General features: G+C 30.7%; 20 protein-coding genes. 15 read left to right on the plus strand and 5 right to left on the minus strand.

Annotated elements, in window-relative coordinates; all coding sequences use genetic code 11:
* Positions 1 to 690, plus strand: a complete 690-nt coding sequence (locus tag GXK57_RS06415) for an ABC transporter ATP-binding protein (protein ID WP_160673214.1) — start codon at positions 1 to 3, stop codon at positions 688 to 690.
* A 130-nt stretch (positions 691 to 820) separates the two neighbouring features.
* Here the strand turns inward: GXK57_RS06415 and GXK57_RS06420 are convergent, their stop codons facing one another.
* On the minus strand, positions 821 to 3,976 hold the full coding sequence (locus GXK57_RS06420) for a cadherin-like beta sandwich domain-containing protein (RefSeq protein WP_160673217.1): 3,156 nt from the start codon (positions 3,974 to 3,976) through the stop codon (positions 821 to 823).
* 524 nt (positions 3,977 to 4,500) lie between these two features.
* Here GXK57_RS06420 and GXK57_RS06425 point away from each other — a divergent pair.
* Both GXK57_RS06425 and GXK57_RS06430 read left to right on the plus strand, forming a co-directional pair.
* On the plus strand, positions 4,501 to 5,460 hold the full coding sequence (locus GXK57_RS06425; protein WP_160673220.1) for a MerR family transcriptional regulator: 960 nt from the start codon (positions 4,501 to 4,503) through the stop codon (positions 5,458 to 5,460).
* 78 nt (positions 5,461 to 5,538) lie between these two features.
* Positions 5,539 to 5,928: a hypothetical protein gene (locus GXK57_RS06430; protein WP_160673223.1), complete on the plus strand. Its 390-nt coding sequence runs from the start codon at positions 5,539 to 5,541 to the stop codon at positions 5,926 to 5,928.
* 73 nt (positions 5,929 to 6,001) lie between these two features.
* On the opposite strand, the gene GXK57_RS06435 is transcribed toward GXK57_RS06430, so the two are convergent.
* Positions 6,002 to 6,886: a VIT1/CCC1 transporter family protein gene (locus GXK57_RS06435; protein ID WP_160673226.1), complete on the minus strand. Its 885-nt coding sequence runs from the start codon at positions 6,884 to 6,886 to the stop codon at positions 6,002 to 6,004.
* 619 nt (positions 6,887 to 7,505) lie between these two features.
* Here GXK57_RS06435 and GXK57_RS06440 point away from each other — a divergent pair.
* The 5 genes from GXK57_RS06440 (at position 7,506) to GXK57_RS06460 (ending at position 13,060) form a co-directional block, all read left to right on the plus strand.
* Entirely contained in the window at positions 7,506 to 7,952 is a 447-nt protein-coding gene (locus tag GXK57_RS06440; RefSeq protein ID WP_160673229.1) for a flavodoxin family protein, read from the plus strand.
* Positions 7,953 to 8,240: 288 nt separating this feature from the next.
* Positions 8,241 to 8,606, plus strand: a complete 366-nt coding sequence (locus GXK57_RS06445) for a zinc ribbon domain-containing protein (RefSeq protein WP_160673232.1) — start codon at positions 8,241 to 8,243, stop codon at positions 8,604 to 8,606.
* Positions 8,607 to 8,875: 269 nt separating this feature from the next.
* A complete protein-coding gene (locus GXK57_RS06450; protein ID WP_160673235.1) occupies positions 8,876 to 10,609 on the plus strand; it encodes an ABC transporter ATP-binding protein in 1,734 nt (577 codons plus the stop codon).
* Positions 10,610 to 10,621: 12 nt separating this feature from the next.
* Complete coding sequence (locus tag GXK57_RS06455; protein ID WP_160673238.1) at positions 10,622 to 12,361, plus strand: ABC transporter ATP-binding protein; 1,740 nt, start codon at positions 10,622 to 10,624, stop codon at positions 12,359 to 12,361.
* A gap of 309 nt (positions 12,362 to 12,670) precedes the next feature.
* Positions 12,671 to 13,060 carry a DUF2500 domain-containing protein gene (locus GXK57_RS06460; RefSeq protein ID WP_160673241.1) on the plus strand — a complete coding sequence of 130 codons (390 nt, stop codon included), beginning with the start codon at positions 12,671 to 12,673 and terminating at the stop codon, positions 13,058 to 13,060.
* A gap of 405 nt (positions 13,061 to 13,465) precedes the next feature.
* Here the strand turns inward: GXK57_RS06460 and GXK57_RS06465 are convergent, their stop codons facing one another.
* The 3 genes from GXK57_RS06465 to GXK57_RS06475 all read right to left on the minus strand — a co-directional run bounded on the left by GXK57_RS06465 (position 13,466) and on the right by GXK57_RS06475 (position 15,321).
* Positions 13,466 to 14,227: a hypothetical protein gene (locus GXK57_RS06465; RefSeq protein WP_160673244.1), complete on the minus strand. Its 762-nt coding sequence runs from the start codon at positions 14,225 to 14,227 to the stop codon at positions 13,466 to 13,468.
* A 62-nt stretch (positions 14,228 to 14,289) separates the two neighbouring features.
* Positions 14,290 to 14,457 (minus strand): hypothetical protein, encoded by a 168-nt coding sequence (locus GXK57_RS06470; RefSeq protein ID WP_160673247.1) that lies wholly within the window; start codon positions 14,455 to 14,457, stop codon positions 14,290 to 14,292.
* 252 nt (positions 14,458 to 14,709) lie between these two features.
* Positions 14,710 to 15,321, minus strand: a complete 612-nt coding sequence (locus tag GXK57_RS06475; protein ID WP_160673250.1) for a histidine phosphatase family protein — start codon at positions 15,319 to 15,321, stop codon at positions 14,710 to 14,712.
* A 286-nt stretch (positions 15,322 to 15,607) separates the two neighbouring features.
* Here GXK57_RS06475 and GXK57_RS06480 point away from each other — a divergent pair, with 286 nt between their 5' ends.
* The 7 genes from GXK57_RS06480 to GXK57_RS06510 are packed head-to-tail and all read left to right on the plus strand — an operon-like array spanning position 15,608 to position 22,804.
* Positions 15,608 to 16,423 carry a GDSL-type esterase/lipase family protein gene (locus GXK57_RS06480; protein WP_160673253.1) on the plus strand — a complete coding sequence of 272 codons (816 nt, stop codon included), beginning with the start codon at positions 15,608 to 15,610 and terminating at the stop codon, positions 16,421 to 16,423.
* Positions 16,424 to 16,441: 18 nt separating this feature from the next.
* Positions 16,442 to 16,903, plus strand: coding sequence for a DUF4358 domain-containing protein (locus GXK57_RS06485; RefSeq protein WP_160673256.1), 462 nt, complete (start codon positions 16,442 to 16,444; stop codon positions 16,901 to 16,903).
* Positions 16,904 to 16,919: 16 nt separating this feature from the next.
* On the plus strand, positions 16,920 to 18,326 hold the full coding sequence (locus GXK57_RS06490) for an MBOAT family O-acyltransferase (RefSeq protein WP_160673259.1): 1,407 nt from the start codon (positions 16,920 to 16,922) through the stop codon (positions 18,324 to 18,326).
* 11 nt (positions 18,327 to 18,337) lie between these two features.
* Positions 18,338 to 19,465: a DHHW family protein gene (locus tag GXK57_RS06495; RefSeq protein WP_160673261.1), complete on the plus strand. Its 1,128-nt coding sequence runs from the start codon at positions 18,338 to 18,340 to the stop codon at positions 19,463 to 19,465.
* Between the two features lie 19 nt (positions 19,466 to 19,484).
* The gene (locus GXK57_RS06500) at positions 19,485 to 20,669 is read left to right on the plus strand and encodes a hypothetical protein (RefSeq protein ID WP_160673263.1); all 1,185 of its coding nucleotides are present in this window, start codon (positions 19,485 to 19,487) and stop codon (positions 20,667 to 20,669) included.
* A 43-nt stretch (positions 20,670 to 20,712) separates the two neighbouring features.
* Positions 20,713 to 21,417 (plus strand): response regulator transcription factor, encoded by a 705-nt coding sequence (locus GXK57_RS06505; RefSeq protein WP_347709081.1) that lies wholly within the window; start codon positions 20,713 to 20,715, stop codon positions 21,415 to 21,417.
* A gap of 1 nt (position 21,418) precedes the next feature.
* Positions 21,419 to 22,804, plus strand: coding sequence for an ATP-binding protein (locus GXK57_RS06510; protein ID WP_160673268.1), 1,386 nt, complete (start codon positions 21,419 to 21,421; stop codon positions 22,802 to 22,804).
* Positions 22,805 to 22,920 lie beyond the last annotated feature (116 nt).

Consider the following 22,920-nt stretch of genomic DNA (forward strand, 5'->3'; position numbering starts at 1 on the left):
ATGAAGTCAATTGAAGTTATTAGTTTAAATAAAAGTTTCAAAGTAGGTAAGGAAGAGATAGAAGTTCTTAAGGACATAGATTTTTCTGTAGATAAGGGAGAGTTTTTATCCATAATGGGACCCTCTGGCTGCGGAAAATCAACTCTTTTATATCTATTGGGAGGTTTAGATAAACCTACTAGTGGTTCTGTTGCAATAAATGGAAGAGAATTAAATGGATTAAGTGAGAAGCAAAAGAGTATTATGAAAAGAAGAGAGCTAGGATTTGTATTTCAATTTTACAACTTAGTCCCTAACCTTACAGTTGAGGATAACATATTACTTCCAATAATACTTGATGGAAAGCCATTAAAAAAATATGAACAGAAGCTTAAAGAGATTCTAGATACTATTGAAATGAGCCATAAAAGAAAAGTTACTCCAAGAGAACTATCAGGTGGTCAGCAGCAGAGAGTAGCCATTGCAAGAGCATTGGTTTTTGAGCCTGATATAATTCTTGCAGATGAACCCATAGGAAACTTAGATTCAAAAACAGGAACAGATATAATGAAGTTGTTCCAAAAGATTAATAAGGATCTAGGTAAGACTATAGTACAGGTTACTCACTCAGAAGAGGCCGCTTATTATGGAACTTCCATACTTAGACTTAGAGATGGAGAGATACAAATAAAAGAAGAAGTAGCATCCTAGAATAGTATATCATAATACGTGATAGTAATTTTGAAACAGAATTTTAATCACACAAAGAAGGAGCAGCTGCAAATGAAGTAATTTACTTCATTTTGCAACAGCTCCTTTTTTATTTATAGAACATTAAGACTTAAGGGCAAAGTAAATCCCATAGAAAATCAAATATAGCATCTACTATGTCTTTTAAAGTAATTGGTTTTGAAGCAACTTTAACCTCACAACTGGCGCTGTAGTTACCGTCAACGGTTGTTACTTTAATAGTAGCTGTACCCTTACCAACAGCTGTTACTTTACCATTCTGATCAACGGTTGCAACAGAAGTGTTGCTTGAAGACCACTTTACAGCTTTATTTACTGCTTCTACTGGTGTTATAGTAGCTATAAGAGTAAAGGATTCCTTTTTCTTAAGTTGTACGCTTGAAGTGTTAAGCTCAACCTTTGAGGGATGACATACATCTCTCTTAACATTTAACGTGTAAGTTTTAGTTGTTCCATCTTCAGCAGTAACTAGTATAGTGATTGAGTTATTACCAACAGTAAGGTTAGGAATAGTTATGTTTTCTGATAAAAGTGCAGAACCATTTACAGATACTTTTGAAGTTGAATCAGCTATACTTGGATTAACCACAACTGATGATACTGAGTAATCAACTGATGCTGAATAAGTCAATGTATCAGAAGAGAATACTGGAGATATAGCTATATTTTTAGCATTACTAGTTTGTAAACTAAGAGAGCTTAAATTTGCATTACTTGATTTTGGTATCACCTTTATGGCACAACTTGCAGTTAGATTGCCATCAACTGTTGTTACGGTTATATTTGCTTCACCAGCACTAACAGCTGTTACTTTGCCATCTTGATCTACTGTAGCTATAGCTGTATTACTTGAAGACCAAGTTAGGGATTTGTTTGCAGCTTCATCAGGTGCTACAGTAGCTGTTAGTGTAGCAGTATCTCCTTGCTTTAACTGCAGATTAGTATTGCTTATTGTTATATTAGAAGGATGGCATACATCTCTCTTGACATTTAATGTGTAAGTCTTAGTTGTTCCGTCTTCTGCAGTTGCTACTATATTTACTGGGTTATCACCTACAGCTAGATTATTTACAGTAGCCTTTCCGTTATCAAGTGAAGCTCCATTTACAGTTACTGAAGCTTTACTGTCTGCAACAACTGGAGTAACTATAACTGAAGACAATGAATAGTCAACCTGACAGTTATAGCTTAATGCATCAGCAGAAAAAATTGGTGAAGTAGTTATGTCCTTTAAGTCTGAAGTTTGTACATTTAAAGAACTTAAATTAGCATTATTTGACTTAGGTATAACTTTTATTATTGGAGTAGTTTGACCATCTGTTACATTATAGGCATTTGGTAGATCAGCTTTTTTATTTCCTGCTGCATCGTATAGACTTAAGGTTATTCCACTTCCAGACTTAACTGCAAGCTTAACATGGTTTGAATCATCTAATTGAGCAGTACCGATTACAGTTCCATTTGATACTGCAGTAACTAAGCTACCTGGAGTTCCATCTACACTTCCTTCTATATAGCCATAGCCGCTAGTTAATGTAGTAGCAGTTTTTGTATCAACATTATTCTTACCATTTTTTAATCTTATATTAAGTACATTGTCTGAACCAGTATTAGTTATTTTTGCTGTTACAGTTAAAGGTGCAGAGCCAGTTAGAGTTGTGTAACCTGGAGTGGACCATGAATTTGAAGTCTTATCGTAAACTTGTCCTACTTGAGTTCCTCCGGTTAGGTACATTCCAACGCTAACCCCTGAACCACTTCCTCCTATGTTTAAAGCGAAAGGTTCGTTTGCGTAAACATAGCTTGGGTAAAGAGATACTTTAAATGTACTTTGAGTTGGATCAGTAGGAGTTGTAGGTGTAGTTAGATATGGAGCACCATAGGAACCTGGTTTCCATGTATCTGTATTCCAAGGGTCATATCCATTTGCTGGAGCTGACCATGGATTACCGTTATCTGGATCAGACTTTTCTACGTCAGCCATTGGAGTATAAGTTGCTCCGTATACGTCTGCTGGATGAGTAGAACTTCCAAAACCTACATAATCTTGAGTTGAATCTGCAAGCCAATTTACTATGTTTACAGAAAGTTTAGCTGCATTGCCTAGTTCGTTCCAGCCATCATAAGTGGTTTTAGCGTTCCCATTTGTAGCATTTTTGTATTTTGCAGTCTTATCTTCTATAGGAGAGGAATCACCTATAAATGCTGCTCTTCCCTTACTCGGTTTTGATATAGCTACAAAGGCACCTTCCTTATGTCCTCCGAAGTATATACTACTTCCGCCATGAGAGTTTTCAACTCCACTAGCCCAAGGTTTTAAGTCATCAGTTTCATTGAAGTATACTATACCTTTTGCTTTGCTTGGATCAGTTATGGCAATAGTAGATCCAGCTGCCATAAGAATTTTTTGGCCAACAACTCCATCGGTTAAACCTTCACTCTCTGCTGTTGGTCTTATATCTGTAGGACCTGTTTGTCCAGAATTTAGAGGATTTGAATCACCAGCATTAAATCTAAATCTTAATCCAAAGTTTTCTGAAAGCCATCCCTTTGAAGCATCTTTGGTATTTCTTAGATCGCCATAGACACCGCTCATATTATAGTTAGCGTTATCGCATCTGTTATAACCATCATAAACTTCTGTGGAGTCCCAAGTATTTAAATTTCTATCTCCATTATAATGGTCTGCTATAAAGTAAACACCCTTACCAGAGTCAACAAATTTCTTTAAGGCTTCATATTCAGATTTTCTAAAAGGTCTGTTAGCTTCTGCGGTTACAAATACATCAGCATCTTTTATTGCATCATAGGTTATTATTGCTTCGTTTTTATCAGCTGCAGTACCTTCTTGGTCTGCTGATAAGCTTCTATCATCATAAAATCTTATAGCACCATCGTTATTTTTATCTACACCTCTATATTCTTTTACAGTGTAGCCTTGGTTTACAAGAGCATCTGCAAAGTCTGAAAAACCTCCGTCAATTACCCAGTCAGCTTGTCCTGCTGCATTATCGTGAGCATTATCAAATAAAACTACTTTTCCATTGTTTTTAGCTCCAGAAGCAGGTGCTTTTACTGGTATGGTATTGTTCCAGCTATATGCAGTTGAAGTGTTATCAGCTGCTTTTGCAACCTTTAGGTTACCGCTTACAAAAGGAGCAGTAAAACCTGAAAGCTCAAGGGTTAAGGCAACTGAAAGAGTAATAGCCATAAGTGACTTACGAGACATCATTTTTCTCAATGACATTAAGAATCCTCCTTAAAATTTTATTTGGTATTTTGGTTTGTCTAAAATGAATTTGTTGGATAATAAAGCATTTATGGAAAATAAATACAAGGAGATTATATCATCAAAAGTACGAATAATCAATGATTATTAATTTTAGTAAACATAAGTTAATTGTAGGTTAAATTTATTAATATTTAAGAAGTGTAAAAGTGTTGAATCAATAATTTCAATGCCTTGAGTGATGTGGAAAGAATGATGTTTGAATTGGAGTTGAGTGAAATATATGTGAATAATTTATTTTAAGTTAGGGGTAATATTCGTGATAATATCAGATTTTTGTAATATATATACAAAAATTAAAATTTTTATTGACATATACGTTACGTATATCATTACAATTAAATTTATAAGCTATGTTGAAATATAAGATAAAATATGTAGTTCTAGGTTGTGTACTTTAACTCACCTTATAATTAGCAACAATACTTTGAATTTCTGATTAAGAGGCTTAATTAATACTTCATTAAAAAGGAGAGATATATATGAATATAAAAGAAGTAGCATTAAGAACTGGATTAACTAAAAGAGCCGTAAAATATTATGAAGACTTTGGAATGATTAAACCACATAAAAATGAGGAGAATTTATACAGAGAATATTCAGAAGAACATGTGATAAAGCTTAATCTGATAGCCGCTTTAAGAATGCTAAATATACCCTTAGAAGATATAAAAGAAATCTTAGAAGGAAAGAGACAATTTAATGAAGTTATGAAAAGTTCTTTAGAGACATTGAGTAAAAGGATGGAAGAACTTGAAAATAGCAAGGTTGTAATTTGTAAACTTATCGATAAACCTTTTGATAATTATAATGAAGCTGGAGATAGCATCGTAAAGTTAAGGAAAAGCTTGGAGATATCTATGGAAGAAAAGAAAAAATTAATATCAGAAATGATACTTGATAAATTTCCAGGGAAGTTTGGACGAGTATTTTTAGCTTGGCATGAGCCTTTTCTAAATATCAATATTGATAGCGAAGAAAAAAAGAGGGCATGGATAGAGTTGTTAGAAGTTCTAGATGATATCGATACTATAGATAATAATAGGTGCTTTATAAAATGGTATGAAAATCTAAATATAGGAGATATGGAGAAATATAAAAATGGAGTATCAAAGTTCACTGAAAATATAATTGGTATTAAATCGAAAAAAGATGATATGGATAAGGAAGTAAAAGCTTTTATAAAGAGCACAAAGAAAGATAATTCTTTTAAAGAACTTTACATAGAGGATATTTATTCTAAGGAAAAGGTTATGGAAGAAGAAATTAAAGTTGTAGGAGAAGTGAGAAATAAGATTACAACCTGTTTGAAGGTACTGAGTGAGGATTTTAAAGAGTATATAGATGGGCTGTCCGTAATGGTTAAACGTACTAATGAAGCTTTTATCAAGGAAACTGGTAGTGACGTTGATACTTATTTCAAAAAAAATTTTGGAAAATGATCTATTATTATTTAATGTGAACAAAAAGCCAATTTATAAATAAAATAAAATGTAAGCAATTTTATCGAGGAAAACCTAATGTTTGCGTTATTTAATATGATGAGCAATTTTAGTGAAAGTAAAGCCGAATTTAAAATGTTGGATTTAGATGATAAATATGTGGTTCTTGGTAAGCTAGTAGGGGTCCCTAGAGATAACATAAATTTGAACTATGACAATGATTACTTGACTATTGATGTGCTTATAAAGAAAGTCTCTAATAGAAGTGGATATGGAGGAGTAGTTTTCTTTCAACAGGTTAATAACGTAAGGAAAACCTTCCATGTACCAAATGTTGACTCAAGAAGTATAACAGGCAACTTTGATGGAAGTAATTTGATTATTAGTTTGCCAAAGAAAATCCTTAGCATTAAGAATAAGGTTATAATTGATGTAGACAAATATGTTGAAGAAAATAAACTTGAATAATGCAAAAAAGCTCCCAATAAATACAATTGATTCATATTTATTGGGAGTTTTTATGTTATAACAATGTATAAAATTATACATCTATACCTAAGAATTTTTTTACTAATAGTCCAATTACGAAGGATACTGCAGCAACACTAAGACTTATAAGTGACATTTCAGCAAAACGCTTTTTAAAGGATAAGTTTTTTGCTACTGAAATATAGTAGTTGAAAGCTGCTATTATCATTATTACTAGCACAAGCATAATCATAAGAGATAAGCTATACATGTTATCTGGTAGTAGTAAATATGGAAGTATTAATATTACAACAGTTAATAAATATGCTATTCCAGTATAGAAAGCAGATTTTTTTGCGTTTTTATCACCTTCTGAACGGGCAGATAAAAACTCTGAAGAAGTCATAGAGAGTGTTGCAGATATACCAGTTATCAAACCTGCCAAAGAAATAAGTTTATTGCTTTGCATAGCAAAAGAATAACCTGCTAAACTTCCAGTGAATTCAACTAAGGCATCATTTAAACCTAATACCATTGATCCAACATATTGAAGTCTTTCTTCGTCTAATAATTCTATCATCTTCTGTTCGTGCACTAGCTCTGCTTTTTGGATAGTTTCTATTTCTGGCACTAGTTCTTTAAGTTCATCATCTGCACTATCATTGTAAAGAGATTTATTTAAGGAGTTTTCCATCTTTTTTATTACAAAAGTATATCCAAAAATCTTAGCAAGGCATGTGTAGAAGAATATTTGCAGTTTTGATGGTTCTACATCCACCTTAGAATACTTTTTCCATATATCATAATGCTTTTGTTCTTCTTCTGCAATTCTAAGAAGAGTTTGTCGGTTCTTATCATCTTTTATATATTTGGCTATGTTTATATAGATAAGTTTTTCTGTAAGCTCACTTTTCTGAAGAGCTTTTAATACCTTTAACAGTCTATCATTGATTGCCATAGTTATCACTCCTATGTTGATAAAATTTTTATATAAACTAAATATAATTATTTCCTTATTAGGTGTTAGCCTTTTAAATAGATATATTACGCAATACTATATATCTAGAACAATATAAATTGTGTGCAATTTAATTTTATATTATCATTATGATGATATAATGTCAATTTAATTTATAAAACAAATAACGAATTTGCTTTAAGGCAAATTTAAGTATTAAAATGTAGTGTTATAAAATTTGTAAGTTAATTTATTAATTAGAGTATTAGCTACACAGAGTAATTAATCTAATTATTGCAGTTATATTATAGAGTTTTAATATTTACTAGTTGCACAAATAACTAAGGCTTTTTCTAAAATAACTCTACCTATAAGAAGTATTATATATAGAATTTAATTAATCTATGTAAATATGTATTAAAGAAATGTTGTTAGGATTTTTTAATAGAAGACATTTCCTTGAAAGCTTAAGGTGTAGATAAAGATAATGATAAATTTTTATCAAATAACATATTTACTTTTTAAACTAATTAGTATAATATTATGGTTGTGAATAGATTTTATAAAATTTAATCTTGTAAAATATAATTGTGCATTTTAGAGAAAGAGGGAGAAAAAGATGAAGGCTTTGATTGTTTATAGTTCTTATCATCATGGTAATACAAAGAAAGTAGCTTTAGCTATGGGAGAAATGGCAAAAGCTGAGGTAATAGAAGAGGCTCAGGCTAGGAATATAGATTTTTCTAAATATGATCTAATAGGTTTTGGATCAGGTATATATGGCTTTGGATTCGATAAAAAGATGATTGCCTTAATTGAAAGTTCAAGCTTAGAAAATAAAAATGTTTTTGTGTTTTCTACAAATGACAGCGGATCAGTAAAAAATCATCAAGCTGTTTTAAATATACTTGAAGGGAAGAAAGCTAAGGTCCTTGGAAACTTTTCTTGTAAGGGTTGGGATACATTTGGTCCATTTAAACTTATTGGCGGAAGAGCAAAAAATCATCCTGATGCAAGTGATTTGGATAATGCAAAGGAATTTATAAAAGGAATAATAGCAAAATAATTAAATATTTCATTATATAATAGATAAAGGTGGTATAAGTTATTTTTACTTGTGCCATCTTTATTCACTGTATAGGCAGTGAGTACAAGTTTTCAAAGGTTATAATAAAAAATATTGAAGCTCTTTCTTATTTATATATAGGTAGAAAAATAATATCGTATTGTTAATATATAGATTAAATAGTACAATTTATAAGAAGAATTAAATTTGAAGTTTATTTAAACTAGTCTTAGTGATTAAGAGCTAAGATAAAAGCTTTTATTATTGTATTGCTAGGAAGGAGACAAAATGAGAACGGATTCAAAAACTTTGTGGGACAACTTTCAAAACATAGGTAAAAAAAGATATGTGATATCAACAATAATAATGATGATTATTGTATTTTTTATCGGTGATATTAAAGGAATATTAATGGGGAGAATTTCTTTTAATAGAGATAGGTTTTTCTTAAAGTGTATAGAACTCATAGCCTGCGTTTCACTATCCTACATATTTTCAATGGCTACCTGGAACAATATAAAGAGACAAGCTGAAAGGCAGATACAAAAGGAAGAAAATAATAGACCTAAAATAGCTTATTGTTATTATTGCGGAGCAGAACTACAAGATGGTGAAGAGGTTTGTAGTAATTGTGGTAAGCAACTAGAATTATAAATTACAATAGCTTTTATAAAGTTAACTTTTGTACTTTCTAGATCGTATAAATTTTTTTGCTAGCTAAACCTAGTAATATCAAGGGTTTAGTACAACTTGGTTATAGTATGAATGATAAATATGAAGTATAGGTAATATATACCTATACTTTTTTTGTATGGATAATGCACATAATTAATATTTTTAATATAGAAAATCCTTTGTTATAATTAAAACATAGTAAACCTTGAAGAAGATTTGCTGAAAGAATGATTCAAGGAGGAAAAGTCTTGATAAAGTTAATACCCTTTTTAAAAAATTATAAAAAGAATGTTTTTTTAGGTCAGTTTTTTAAGCTTTTAGAAGCTATATTTGAGCTTATGATTCCTACCATAATGGCGCTAGTTATTGATAATGGAGTTAAGAACAGAGATGTACCTTATATACTAAAAATGGGATCTTTGATGCTGGTTATTGCCACTCTAGGAGTAACTTTTGCTTTTACCTGCCAGTACTTTGCGTCTATTGCATCTCAAGGATTTGGAACTGTTTTGAGAAATGCCATTTTTAAGCATATTGGAACATTTTCTCATGCAGAGATAGATAGTTTTGGTACTGCATCTTTGATCAACAGAACAACTAACGATGTGAATCAATTACAGTTGGCAGTAGCAATGTGGATACGTCTAGTGGTAAGAGCGCCATTTCTATGTATTGGTGGTATTATTATGGCTATGCTACTAGATTTAAAACTGTCTATAGTAATACTAATAATATTTCCAGTATTTGTTCTAGTACTTTTCTTAGTTATGAGAAAATCTATACCACTATATAAGAAGGTTCAAGGAAAGCTTGATAGATTGGCAGTAATACTTAGAGAAAATTTATCTGGAGTTAGAGTAGTTAGAGCCTTTGATAAGGTAGATTACGAAAAATCAAGATTTAATGAAGCTAATCAAGATTTGTCAAATACAGCAGTTAGAGTAGGAAGCATAGCAGCGCTTATGAATCCCGCTACATCTATAATAATGAACTTTGCTATAATTGCAGTAATATGGTTTGGTGGTGTTAGAGTAAATGTAGGTGGCATGACACAGGGACAAGTAATTGCCTATATAAACTATATTATTCAAATTTTTTCTGCATTAGTTGTAGTTGCTAACCTAGTTGTTACATTTACTAAAGCAGCTGCATCTGCAAGCCGTGTTAATGAAATCTTTGATACAAAAGGTAGTATAGTAGATAAAGGAAATAATTTCAACTTAGGTGAAGCAAGTACTGACAATTTTTCGGAAGAGGCTATAGAGTTTAAGAATGTTACTTTTACTTATAAAGGGTCAAATGAATATGCTTTAAAGGATATTTCATTTAAGCTAAAAAAAGGTAGAACTCTAGGAATAATAGGAGCTACAGGTTCTGGTAAAAGCACTCTTATAAGTCTAATGCCAAGATTTTATGATTGTAATGAAGGAAATATAAAAGTAAATGGTATTGATGTAGTTAATTATAATCAAATTCAGTTAAGGGAAAAGATAGGAATTGTACCACAAAAAGCAGTAGTATTTACTGGAACTATAAGGGAAAACTTAAAATGGGGAAAACAAAATGCCTCAGAGGAAGATATCAAAGAAGCGGCAAGGATAGCACAGGCTTCAGAGTTTATTGAAAAACAAACTAATTCCTATGATACACAGATATCACAAGGAGGTGCTAATATCTCAGGAGGACAAAAACAGAGATTAACCATAGCAAGAGCTTTGGTGAAAAAGCCTGAGATACTTGTATTAGATGATAGCTCTAGTGCTCTTGATTATGCTACAGATGCGGCGCTTAGAAAGGCTCTTAAGAATAATACTGAAGATATGACCTTAGTTATTGTTTCTCAAAGAGTAAATGTAGTAAAGGATTCTGATATGATTCTAGTTTTAGATGATGGCAATCAAGTGGGCCTTGGAACACATGAGGAACTTTTAGAAAACTGTGAAGTTTACAAAGAAATTTGCCTCTCTCAGGTGGAGAAATAGGAGGTCAGTACATTGAAAAATAAAACATTATTTAGATTATTAGGGTATGTAAAAAAGTATAGGATTCAGTTAGTTTTGGTTATAATTTTTGCTATAACTAGCAATATTCTTACTATAATAGCACCTTTTTTTACAGGTAAAGCTATAGACTTTATGGTTAAAAAAGGTCAGGTTAATTTTCCTCAGATACTTAAGGTAGTTGTATTTCTTGCTGTTATCTATGGATTAAGCGCTATATTACAATGGTTTTTATCTATATTTACTAATGTGATATCCAACAGAACTGTAAGAGATATAAGAGAAGAGTTATTTGAAAAGTTAAATACCTTACCACTTAAATATTACGATGGAAAAGCCCATGGAGATACGATTAGTAGATTTACAAACGATATAGATGCTATTTCAGAAGGATTACTACAAGGGATAACTCAGCTGTTTTCTGGAGTGGTTACCTTTTTAGGTTCATTGATCTTTATGATTATACTTAGCCCAGTGATTACCTTAGTTGTTGTGGTGATGACTCCGCTTTGTTTTTTACTATCTTCATTTATAGCTAAGAACTCAAAGAAGATGTTTAGAGAGCAGTCAAAAACTCTAGGAGAGCTCAATGGATATATAGAAGAGATAATAGGAAATCAAAAAATAGTTAAGGCTTTTAATTATGAAGAGAGATCTCAAGAAAGTTTTAAAGAAATCAATGAGAGATTATATCAATGTGGGCAAAAAGCTCAGTTTTATTCATCCTTGACCAATCCTGGAACTAGATATATCAACAATTTGACCTATATTTTATCAGGTATAATAGGTGCTTTGGTTTCAGTAGCAGGTGGACTTTCAATAGGCAAGATTTCAAGCTTTTTAATATATTCAAACCAGTTTGCTAAGCCTATAAATGATATAACAAGTATAGCTACACAGCTTCAATCAGCTATGGCTTCTGCAGAAAGAGTGTTTGCAGTTTTGGATGAAGAGAGTGAAGCTTCAGAAGAAACAAAAGATAATATAGAACATGATGGAGCTGGAGCAGTAAGGTTTGAAAATGTTAGCTTTTCATATAAAAAGGAAAAACCTTTGATAGAAGGTTTGACCATGGATATAAAACCAGGAAGTACAGTGGCTATTGTTGGACCAACTGGAGCAGGTAAGACCACTTTAGTAAACCTCTTAATGAGATTTTATGAGATTAGTGATGGCCGCATATTCATAGATGAAAAAGATACTAGAGATTCCACTAGAGAAAGTGTAAGAAGTTCCTTTGGTATGGTACTTCAAGAAAGCTGGCTTTTTGCAGGAACCATAAGAGATAACATAGCCTATGGTAGGAGAGATGCTACTGAGGAAGAAATAATAAGGGCCTCAAAAGCTGCTTATGCCCATAGTTTTATAAAGAGACTCCCAAATGGTTATGATACTATGATAACCGAGGATGGAGGAAATCTGTCTCAAGGGCAGAGACAACTTCTGACTATTGCAAGAGTTATGCTTATGAATCCTTCTATGCTTATACTAGATGAAGCTACTAGTAGTATAGATACCTTGACAGAAGTTAGAATACAAAAGGCTTTCTTAACTTTAATGAAAGGAAAAACAAGCTTCGTAATAGCACATAGATTGTCAACTATAAGGGAAGCTGATTTGATACTTGTAATGAACAACGGAAAAATTATAGAACAGGGTAATCATGAACAGCTTCTTGACGCAAAGGGCTTCTATGCTAATTTATATAACAGCCAATATGCTATAGCTAATTAGTATATGTATTTTAAATATTAGAATATATAGCTTAGGTAGAACGGTTTAACATTACCTATAAATTTATAAAATATTAGAATAATCATATCAGCTAATTTGTTAAGTAGAAAGTTGATATGGTTATTTTTTTGTTAAGTAAGGTCGTTTCAGTATGTTTCTACTGTATTGGAGAATGTATTTATAATGTATATGGCAAATTTTGATAAAATGGGAATAATATAAAGGAAAAGCAATAGATATATAGAATAATAACAGCTATAAAGTAATCAATGTAAAATTTAATATAATATTGGAGTTAGGAGGAATTAGATGGAAGGGTTTAATGATTCATTTTTCTTTAATGGGATACCTATCTTTATGCAGTTGTTTTTCGTTGTTTTTTTTATAGTATTTATATTTGCTTTAATACGAATAGTAACTCAAAGTATAAAAAATGCCAAGTCTCCTATAATTACAGTAGAGGCAAAGGTTATAGGAAAAAGAACCAATGTGTCTCATCATAGTAGTAATTCAGGTATTGATAGTACAACCTCCACTTCTACTAGTACAACTTACTACATAACCTTTGAGACAGAGCATGGAGAAAGACTAGAGCTGCCTTTAAGTGGTAGGGTGTATGGACTGCTAGCAGAAGGAGACAGAGGTAAGCTAACATATCAAGGAACTTGGTTTAAGGATTTTAATAGAGAGCTGCATTAGGAAGTGTCAAAATTAAAGAAAAACTTAGAAAAGTGCTCTGAAAGCGCATTATAACTATATATTTATATAATTTTATAAATATAAGAATATATCAGTTTATGAAGTTTTAATATTATATAATATAATGAGCCATGATCTCGAAGCCAAAGAACCATTATGCTATTTTTTTGTAAAAATTTTTGTGAATTAACAACTTAAATAAAGTATGTAAAATGGCTTACCTTAACGTGTGTAAGCCATTTTTTATTTACTCAAACTTAATTATTTATTCCAGTAATCATTTATTTTGCAGTGCCATTTTTAGCATTGATAGCGTTAATTCAAAGATTATGTGTATTAGATCTAAACATTACATCTTTATAGTTATTAAACATGTTTTTAGCATAAGATTTAACATGCTTATTTCTAATGTGATTTATCAATTCTAACAATATACCCACCTAATGTAGGTGATATTTCATAATCAGCTAGAATTGTTTTTGTGGAAGCATCTCTAATATCTATATAGTAACTGCCATCAATAGTAGTATCTCCACCATATTTATCAGAAAAGCTTATATCCTTTTGAGCAAGATTAGGATTTTTGTTTAAGAAATCTTCAACAGCTATATATACAGCCTTCTCCCAAGGGATATAAGATTTGTTTATAGGTGGATGATGTGGGATATTTAAGTTTAAAATAGGTTTGGATTGAGTAACTTTAGATTGTTGAGTATTAGGGTTAGTTTTCTTTTGGTCTTCTTGTTCTTTCTTTACCTGCTCTTCATAATCTGATTTTAATTTAGTAATTTCCTGCTTTTTAATAGTAACCTTGTCCATTACATATTTTGAATTATCAACTATTGAATCTAAATAGCTTAATGCATCATTATATTTTTTATCGCTAATCAATGAATCTAAATTCTTTATTCCTATAAGATTTTTTTCACTTGTATTTATATTATTTAGTTTTGAAATTACATCCTCACTACTTTTCATTTTTAAACTATCTTTATATAACTGTTTCGCTTTTTCAAGTTCACCTGTATTTTCCATGTGTTGAGCATCAGATAGTAAAAGGTTATACTTTTTTTCATTTTTATAGTGAAAATAGTAGGAAGTAGTTCCTATAACAAGGATAATTGAAAATACTAAAATTGATAAAATAATCGATCTTTTTTTTCGCATAAATATCACTCCTCAATTAAAATCTAAGCCTTCAATATTTTTTGTAGAAATATCCTTTTTACTTAGGCTCTGTTAAAGTACTGTGTTGAAATTAAGTAGTCAGTCATACGATGCTTTGATTCGCTTGCGCAAAGAATTAATATGATTTTGTCATATTCCATGGCTAAAACTGTAAACTCACTACGTTCGAACATACAGTTTATTAACGCCATTCCATCTGAAAAAATCATTTAATTCTAACTGCTCGCTCATATAGCATCTCCTTCATGACCACTTAATTTCAACAATATTATTAAACATAGCCTTTACTTAAAGTATAATCAATAATTAGAAATCCAATAGCATCATATTTTTATGTATTTAAGATTTCAGGTATAGCATGAAATATTTGTTCATCTATGCTATTTTTAAAAAATATTTTTAAAAGTAGTTTGTTGATTTATAACCAGAGAAAAATTTATCGAATTAATGAACAAGTCAAGTTACTTAAGATGATTCAAATCATTTACTGAAACTAATCTAGGTTCAAGGCTTTCATTAAAGCTTAGCTCATTTATTGAAGTGTTGCCTAAAAGTACCTTATGATACATATTCATCTTCCAGTCAAAAAGGGCTATAAGTGCAGCCTTTATTATACCGCCGTGAGCAACTATGACTATTCTAGAACCTTGGTTTTCTTCAATAATTTTTAGAACAGCTTTTTTAGCTCTATCACAAGCGGCTTTTATAGAAAGCTCACCACCACAAATTGGTCCTACTAGCTCATCTTCACGCCATTTTAAAAACTCTTGAGAGTAAGTTTCCTTTATTTCAGCTAAGGTAAGTCCTTCCCAATCACCAAAATTTATTTCTCTTAAATTAAATTCCTCAATAGGAGTTATAGAAGTATCTTCGCAAATGGTTTCTGCTGTTTTTTTTGCTCTAATAAGAGGACTTGTATATACTATGTCAAAGGTATCTTTTAACCTTTCCTTTAGCCTTTTGGCTTGAGCTATTCCGTTGTCTGATAGTTCTATATCAATACAGCCTTGAAATCTTCCTTCGGTATTCCATTTTGTTTCACCATGTCTTACTAAATATAAAGTTGTTTTCATTATAATCCCCCAATAGCTAAGTGATTAGTTAAATTTGTTATAGATAATAATAACATAAAAATCTATATGTAGGTACAACTTCATATTAAAAATTATATTTTCAAAAGCAGCTTTTGAAGAAACAGAAGAGTTTTGTAAATAGATTTCGGATAGCTTTCTTAGTATTCATATAAAATGAAAGCTACCAAAGTTAAAAAAATACGTTAATCATTTGATAACTATTTATAAGTTTAGAGGAACTATAATTGGTTTATGAAAAATACTTATGGAAGTTGAGGCTTACACAATGAAAAAGAACAAAAGAAATTTAAAAAAAACCTACGTAATAGTTATATTTATTTTAACCATAAGTACAGCGATTACGGCATTGTATTCCACTAATGTAGCTGTTGGGAAAAATCATGGAAAGGAGGTTAACACTGCAGTTAAGAAGAATGAAGTTGTAGTGAGTTCTGATATTGGTAAAAAAGATAATGAGAATTCAAAGATGCAGGGAGATAAAAAAGAGCAACAAATTAACCAGCAAAATTATAATACTAAAACCACTGAAAACAGCATGGCCATGGAAAAATATGATTCGTTTTTTAAAAGAGATATTTTTATTGGGGATTCCATAACTCAGGGAATATCTGAGTTTGATTTTTTGCCAGAAGAAAATGTATGTGCAAAGTTAGGAATAAATTTAACCCAAGTAGATGCTCAGATAGAGAAAGCAAAAAAATTAAACCCCAATAGAATATATTTATTATTAGGTTCAAATGACCTAGAGTATGGTGGGACAACTCCTGATATCTTTAAGCAAAGATATCAAAAGGTTTTAGAAAAGATTAAGAAAACAATTCCCAACGCTAAGATATATGTTCAATCAATACTTCCGGTGTTGCCAAAGGCATCAAAAAATAACAGCCTTGTTAATAACACTAGAATAGGACAATTTAATGCTGAGATTGCAGCATTAGCAAAAGAGGAGAATTTAAATTATCTAAATATAGCTTCGCTTATAGATGATTATACCAAGAATTTGTATGAACCAGATGGTGAGCATTTTAAATCAAAGTTTTACACTTTATGGCTAAATTATATTGAAAAAAATGTTAAATAGATTGTTTAGGAGATAGATATGAAAAGAATATATGGAGTATTTGCAATTTTAGTAATGTTAGTTGTAGTAATGGTAAGCTGTTCAAATAAGCAAGAAATCAAAGTAGAGGATATAAATAAAAAGATAGGAAATGCAGTTGATTTACTTACTTTGAAAAGTGAGGATGCTACTAAGCTAAAAAAAACCTATGGTATAGAAGAGAATAAATTGGATGGATTTGAATTTTATAGAGCAGATTCAAATGTCAAAGCTGATGAAATTCTGATAATAAAGGCTAAAGAAAAAAGTGATATACAGGATTTTCAAGACAAAATAAATAAAAGGATAGAAAAACAAGAAGTTAATTTTAAAGATTATCTACCTGAAGAATATGGATTACTAAAAAATAGCGTAGTTAAGGTTAAAGGTAATATTATCATATTTGTAGCATCAAAGGATGCGGATAAAATTATACAAGCTTTTAACGATGCAGTTAAATAGACTAGGGGGATAAGACATGGTATTCAGCAGTCTGTTATTCATCTTTGTGTTTTTGCCAGTTGTACTTATAACATATTATATATCCCCTAAAAGATATAGAAATATTGTGATCTCTATAATGAGTCTTATATTTTATGCTTGGGGAGAACCTGTATACATAATAATAATGATTTTTTCTACAATTTTTGATTACACCAATGGAAGACTTATATATAAATATAAAGATAATAAACGAATATCAAAAAAGATACTTATATTTTCTATAACAGTTAACTTGGGGATACTATGCTTTTTTAAATATTATGGATTCATAGTTAATAATTTAAATCAAGTACTTGGTTTTTCTATTAAATTTACTGCTTTACCGCTGCCGCTTGGAATATCTTTTTATACCTTTCAAACTATGTCATATGTTATAGATGTTTACAAAGGTTTAGTTCCAGCTCAAAGAAGTTTGGTTAACTTCGTCACTTATGTGTCAATGTTTCCACAGCTTTTAGCAGGGCCAATAGTAAAATATAGAGATGTTGAAAGAGAAATAGCTGAGCGAAATGAGAATATAAAACTATTCGGTGAAGGAATAGAACTTTTTATAATTGGTATGTTCAAAAAGGTGTTTATAGCTAATAATATAGGTGCAATATGGAGTGTAATAAAGATTATACCTACAGAACAACTAGCAGTGTTATCAGCTTGGCTCGGAATAATTGCTTTTACCTTTCAAATATATTTTGATTTTAGCGGATATTCGGATATGGCTATAGGGTTAGGTAAGATGTTTGGTTTTAATTTGCCTAAAAACTTTAATTATCCTTACACCTCAAAAAGTATAACAGAATTTTGGAGAAGGTGGCATATGACCTTAGGTGGATGGTTTAGAGAATATGTTTATATTCCACTGGGAGGAAATAGGGAAGGTAAAATAAAGTGTTATAGAAATATCTTTGTAGTTTGGTTGCTTACAGGCTTATGGCATGGGGCAAATTGGAACTTCATTCTATGGGGATTGTACTATGGAGCTTTAGTGGTTTTAGAAAAGTTGTTTATTCTAAAGTGGCTTGAAGGATTGCCTAAAATAATTAGAAATTTATATAGTATGGTTATGATTATAATTGGCTGGGCCTTATTTGAATTCGAGGATTTGCACAAGTTATTTAATTTTCTGGGCATAATGTTTGGAGTAAATGCGAAAAGCCTAATAGATAATGTTGCTATCTATTACTCTTATACTAATATTCTAATGTTCATTATTGCACTTGTTTGCTCTACACCAATTTGTAATAAAATATCCTGTAAAATTAAGGACAAGCTAAGAACTAGTGGTATTATTATTTTTTCTTTTATTTATATGACTATGGTATTTTTATGTACAGCATATCTTGTAAATCAAAGCTATAATCCATTTTTATATTTTAGGTTTTAGGAGGCATAACCATGAAAAAGGCTTGGAATAAAATTATTATCATTGAATTTTTCTTATATATTGTATTAATAATATTGCTCAAAGTAATAACTCCTGTGAAAGTATTTTCTGATCAGGAAAATAGAGAACTTCAAGTTATGCCTAGTTTTTCCTTGGAAACACTAAAAAGTGGCAGCTATACAAAAGATTTTGAGAACTTTATAGCAGATCAATTTCCAAAAAGAGATTTTTGGATTTCAATAAAGTCAGAAGTGGAAGAAGCTATGGGGAAAAAGGAAAATAACGGTGTATATAAAGGGAAAGATGGATATCTTATTCAAAAGTTTAAAGGTAGCACCGATGAAGATACAAAAGAAAAGCTTTTAGCTATAAATAACCTTTTTAACAATGCAAAGAATACAAATAAGTATTTTATGCTAGTGCCTAACTCAATAGAGATATTGAAGGATAAGCTACCTTTTTCAGCACCTATGGAAGATCAGGAAAAGTATATTAGAAAAGTTGAAGAGCAGCTAAATAAAGATGTAAAAGTTATAGATGTGAATGAAACCATGAAGAGAAAGAAAAGTGAATATATTTACTATAAGACAGACCATCACTGGACAACAGATGGTGCCTATTATGCTTATGAAAAGTTTGTTAATGCATTAGGATTAAAGGTTTTTAATAAAAATGATTTTGATATAAAAACAGTAACAAATAGTTTTTTTGGCACATCCTATTCTAAAGGTGGATATAAAGATGTTTTACCAGATAGCATCAAGCTTTATATTCCTAAAGATGTTACTAATTATACTGTTGAGGATTCGGACTCTAAAAATAAAAGAAGTTCACTTTATCAGTTTGACAACCTTAATAAAAAAGATAAATACAGTATATTCTTTGGTGGAAATCATCCTTTGGTGAAGATAAGTACTGAAGCTAAAACTAATAGAAAGATAATGATAATAAAAGATTCCTATGCTAACAGTTTCGTTCCGTTTTTGATACCGCACTATAGTGAAATATATATGGTTGATCCAAGATATTTTGATAGTAGTGTTATGGAACTTATAGAAAATAATAAAATAAATGATGTACTGTTCTTGTACAATGCTATAAGCTTTTCGGAAGATGTATCGATAACTAACTTATCATGAGAAAGCAGAAGAGGTTTATATGAAAAAATTAGCGAAGATTATTTTGTTGGTTATCTTTATGTCTACTAGTACAGCATGTACTGCATATAAGGAACCGAACTCGTTGATAAAACCGCCTATTTTAAATCATAGTGACATAATTAAAGAAGATAACCTTAATGAAACATATATAAGATTTTTGCCTTCAGGATTTACTATGATGTCTGAAGAAGATGCTTCTATTGGAAGTACTATAAAATTTATAGATATAGATAATGATAAGATTAATGAAATGCTTGTATTTATTAAAAAGGATGAACAAAAAGGCTTTATGGTTCTGAAAAAAAGAGACAATATATGGGTTAAGGAATATCAAAAAATTCTTAAATGTAAATCTATAGTTAAGTTTAACTTCTTAAAAGTGTTCAATAAGTTAAATAATAGTATTATTGTTGGCTTTATTGTAGATGATGCTGGAGAAGTTGAATACGATGCTTATACTGCAGATAATGACGGAATTAAGGAAAGATATATGGGAGTATGGAACAAGTTAGATATTATTGAGACACCAGAAAATAATGGAGGTCCATTAATTGCCGCAGCTTGGAAAAAGGATTGGGAAGATTATATGCTTGTGGATTTTATTAAATTTGATGATAATGGAACTTATCTAAGCAAGGATGTTTATAAAGATTATAAAAATAAGACTATGAAATATTATAATGATATACTTAGCGACATGCTAAAATACAAATCTCCCAGCCACTTTGCCTGGTATGGAATGCTTAGAACAGAACTTCAAAGTGGAGATGTGGAAGCTTCAGTAAAAACGTTAAGTACAATAAAGGAGATTGAAGGAGCTTACCCTTTAACTAAGGAAGCTGTGCAGCTTCTAACTGCTCAGGTGTATGAAAAGCAAAGCAATTATAGCGAAGCTAGCCACATCATAGATATTACCATAGCAGAGCAAAAACATAATCAAAATGCTTTTGATGAAAATAGTTATGCTGCTTATAGGCAACTAGGCTATATTTACTTAGAGGACGCACGAATTAAAGCGCAATTAAGCAGAAAGAGTGAAGCCCTAGAACTCTTAAGTAAGGCAAAGGAAGTTTTCAAAAAACTTGATAAGGTAAATTATTATAATACTGAGGAAACACTAAAAATATATAAAAGTATAGATTTGGATACTGTACAAAATGAAATAAATAATTTGCAAAAATAGAAGTGCTTTATTTTTATAGATTAGTCTATCAAGGAGAATGAATATGAATGATAAGGTTCTTATTGTCGAAGATGAAGAGAATATACGAAAGTTTATAGTAACAAATCTTAAAATTAGCGGCTTTTCAGTAAGAGAAACTGTATCCAGTGAAGAAGCTTTAAAAGTATGTAATGAATTTACTCCAGATATGGTGGTATTAGACTTGATGCTTCCTGGAATGGATGGCTATAGGCTTTGTGAGATATTAAGAAATAGATTTCCTAGTATAGCAATAATCATGCTTACTGCAAAATCCCAGGATTCTGATAAAATACATGGTCTTAATATTGGGGCAGATGATTATATGATTAAGCCTTTTAATCCTATGGAACTTATTTCAAGAATTAATGCTATTCTACGGAGAATAAAAAGACAAGCTATAAATTCTGATGCAAACAGTGTAATAGAGATTAATAAGCTTAAGTTGGACTTGAAGGCTCAAATTCTCTACAAAGATAATAAGAAAGTTTCATTATCTAATCAAGAGTTTAGCCTTATAAAATTCTTTATGGAGAACTGTGGAAAAGCTTTTACTAGAGATGATATTTTGGATGGTGCTTGGGGAGAGTACTTCTTTGGAGATTATAAAACTGTTGATGTCCATGTTAGAAAATTAAGAATGAAATTAGAAGATGATCCTTCAAAACCTGTTTACATTGAAACTGTTTGGGGATATGGATATAGATTTTCAAAGGGTCAGGAAATTTAATATGAATAGCATAAAAACAAGATTATTAGGAAGTCATTTTATTGCCATATTCTTATCTGTAGTAATTATTGAAATAATATGTTTTATAAGTATCAAAAGTTTTTATTACAGAAATATAGAGGAAAGTTTATCTAAGCAGCTTGAAAGTTCAGCTAAATTTTATAACAAGTATTTTTATAATGAAGATATAACTATATATGTGGATGAGATGGTGGAGTATATAAATACTAATTCAAATTCAGAAGTACAAGTAATAGATAAAAATAAAAATTTATTAAGAGATTCTTTAGGGCTTAAAGAGAGTACAAAAATAGAATATGAAGATGTTGACTATGTTTTGCAAAATGGTAAGCCCTACAGATGGATAGGGGTACCTAAGTATACGAAAGAAAAGTGTATGGCTGTATCCTATCCATTATGGGGAGATAAAAAGGATAAACCTAATGTAATAAGAGTTGTGGTATCTTTAGAGCAGACGGATAGTTTTTTGGAAAGGCTATTTATCATTTTTACAGTTGTAGGAGCTTTAGTTATAGCTTTTATTTCAATAGTAAGTATTACAATAGCGAAAAACATAATAAAACCTATACATCTAATTACAGAAACAGCAAAACAGATGGCGGAAGGGAACTTTAAAGTAAAAGTTTATAAAAAATATGATGATGAAATTGGAACTCTCTCAGATACTTTAAACTATATGGCGGAGGAAATTCTTAAGAGCGATAAACTAAAAAATGACTTTATGTCTTCAATATCACATGAGCTTAGGACACCGCTAACCTCTATTAAGGGATGGGCTTTCACCTTAAAAAGAAAAGAATTTAAGGATGAAAAACTAAGAGAAGAAGCACTTGATATAATAGTTGATGAGAGCGAAAGACTTACAAAGCTGGTAGAAGAACTACTGGACTTTTCTAGATTTCAGTCTGGAAGGATAAGTCTAAATTATGAAATTACTAACATAAGTGATTTGTTAAACAAAACTATAAACGAGTTGTCACCTAGACTTGAGAGAAATAGAATAGCCATTATAAAAGAGATAACTGACAATCAACTTATAAAGATTGATAGAAATAGATTGAAGCAGGTATTTATAAATATTTTTGATAATGCAATAAAGTTTACTGAAGAAGGTGGAGTAATAAATGCTAGATTGTTTAAAGATAACAATTATATTGTTATCTCAATTGAAGATTCTGGCTGTGGTATACCGAATAAAGAGTTGAAAAATATCTTTCAAAAGTTTTATAAGGTGGATATAAATAAGCCAGGAAGTGGCATAGGCCTTGCTGTTTGTGATGAAATAATAAAGCTTCACAATGGTAAGATACATATTGAAAGTGAGGAAGGAAAAGGCACAAAACTAAGTATTTTTCTCCCAGCTTAAAATTAAGGCTCTGTTAAAGCACCGTGTTGAAATTAAGCGGTCAGTCATCCGATGCTTTAATTCTAATTGCTCGCTCATATAGCAACTCCTTCTTAACCACTTAATTTCAATAATAT

Origin of the sequence: Clostridium sp. C8-1-8, assembly GCF_009928445.1 — a bacterium.
In the GTDB taxonomy this organism is placed as follows: domain Bacteria; phylum Bacillota; class Clostridia; order Clostridiales; family Clostridiaceae; genus Clostridium_AR.

Coding starts and splice junctions, on each gene's coding strand:
- GXK57_RS06415 (WP_160673214.1), top strand. CDS start 1: ATGAAGTCAATTGAAGTTATTAGTTTAAATAAAAGTTTCAAAGTAGGT.
- GXK57_RS06420 (WP_160673217.1), bottom strand. CDS start 3,976: ATGTCATTGAGAAAAATGATGTCTCGTAAGTCACTTATGGCTATTACT.
- GXK57_RS06425 (WP_160673220.1), top strand. CDS start 4,501: ATGAATATAAAAGAAGTAGCATTAAGAACTGGATTAACTAAAAGAGCC.
- GXK57_RS06430 (WP_160673223.1), top strand. CDS start 5,539: ATGTTTGCGTTATTTAATATGATGAGCAATTTTAGTGAAAGTAAAGCC.
- GXK57_RS06435 (WP_160673226.1), bottom strand. CDS start 6,886: ATGGCAATCAATGATAGACTGTTAAAGGTATTAAAAGCTCTTCAGAAA.
- GXK57_RS06440 (WP_160673229.1), top strand. CDS start 7,506: ATGAAGGCTTTGATTGTTTATAGTTCTTATCATCATGGTAATACAAAG.
- GXK57_RS06445 (WP_160673232.1), top strand. CDS start 8,241: ATGAGAACGGATTCAAAAACTTTGTGGGACAACTTTCAAAACATAGGT.
- GXK57_RS06460 (WP_160673241.1), top strand. CDS start 12,671: ATGGAAGGGTTTAATGATTCATTTTTCTTTAATGGGATACCTATCTTT.
- GXK57_RS06465 (WP_160673244.1), bottom strand. CDS start 14,227: ATGCGAAAAAAAAGATCGATTATTTTATCAATTTTAGTATTTTCAATT.
- GXK57_RS06470 (WP_160673247.1), bottom strand. CDS start 14,457: ATGATTTTTTCAGATGGAATGGCGTTAATAAACTGTATGTTCGAACGT.
- GXK57_RS06475 (WP_160673250.1), bottom strand. CDS start 15,321: ATGAAAACAACTTTATATTTAGTAAGACATGGTGAAACAAAATGGAAT.
- GXK57_RS06480 (WP_160673253.1), top strand. CDS start 15,608: ATGAAAAAGAACAAAAGAAATTTAAAAAAAACCTACGTAATAGTTATA.
- GXK57_RS06485 (WP_160673256.1), top strand. CDS start 16,442: ATGAAAAGAATATATGGAGTATTTGCAATTTTAGTAATGTTAGTTGTA.
- GXK57_RS06490 (WP_160673259.1), top strand. CDS start 16,920: ATGGTATTCAGCAGTCTGTTATTCATCTTTGTGTTTTTGCCAGTTGTA.
- GXK57_RS06495 (WP_160673261.1), top strand. CDS start 18,338: ATGAAAAAGGCTTGGAATAAAATTATTATCATTGAATTTTTCTTATAT.
- GXK57_RS06500 (WP_160673263.1), top strand. CDS start 19,485: ATGAAAAAATTAGCGAAGATTATTTTGTTGGTTATCTTTATGTCTACT.
- GXK57_RS06505 (WP_347709081.1), top strand. CDS start 20,713: ATGAATGATAAGGTTCTTATTGTCGAAGATGAAGAGAATATACGAAAG.
- GXK57_RS06510 (WP_160673268.1), top strand. CDS start 21,419: ATGAATAGCATAAAAACAAGATTATTAGGAAGTCATTTTATTGCCATA.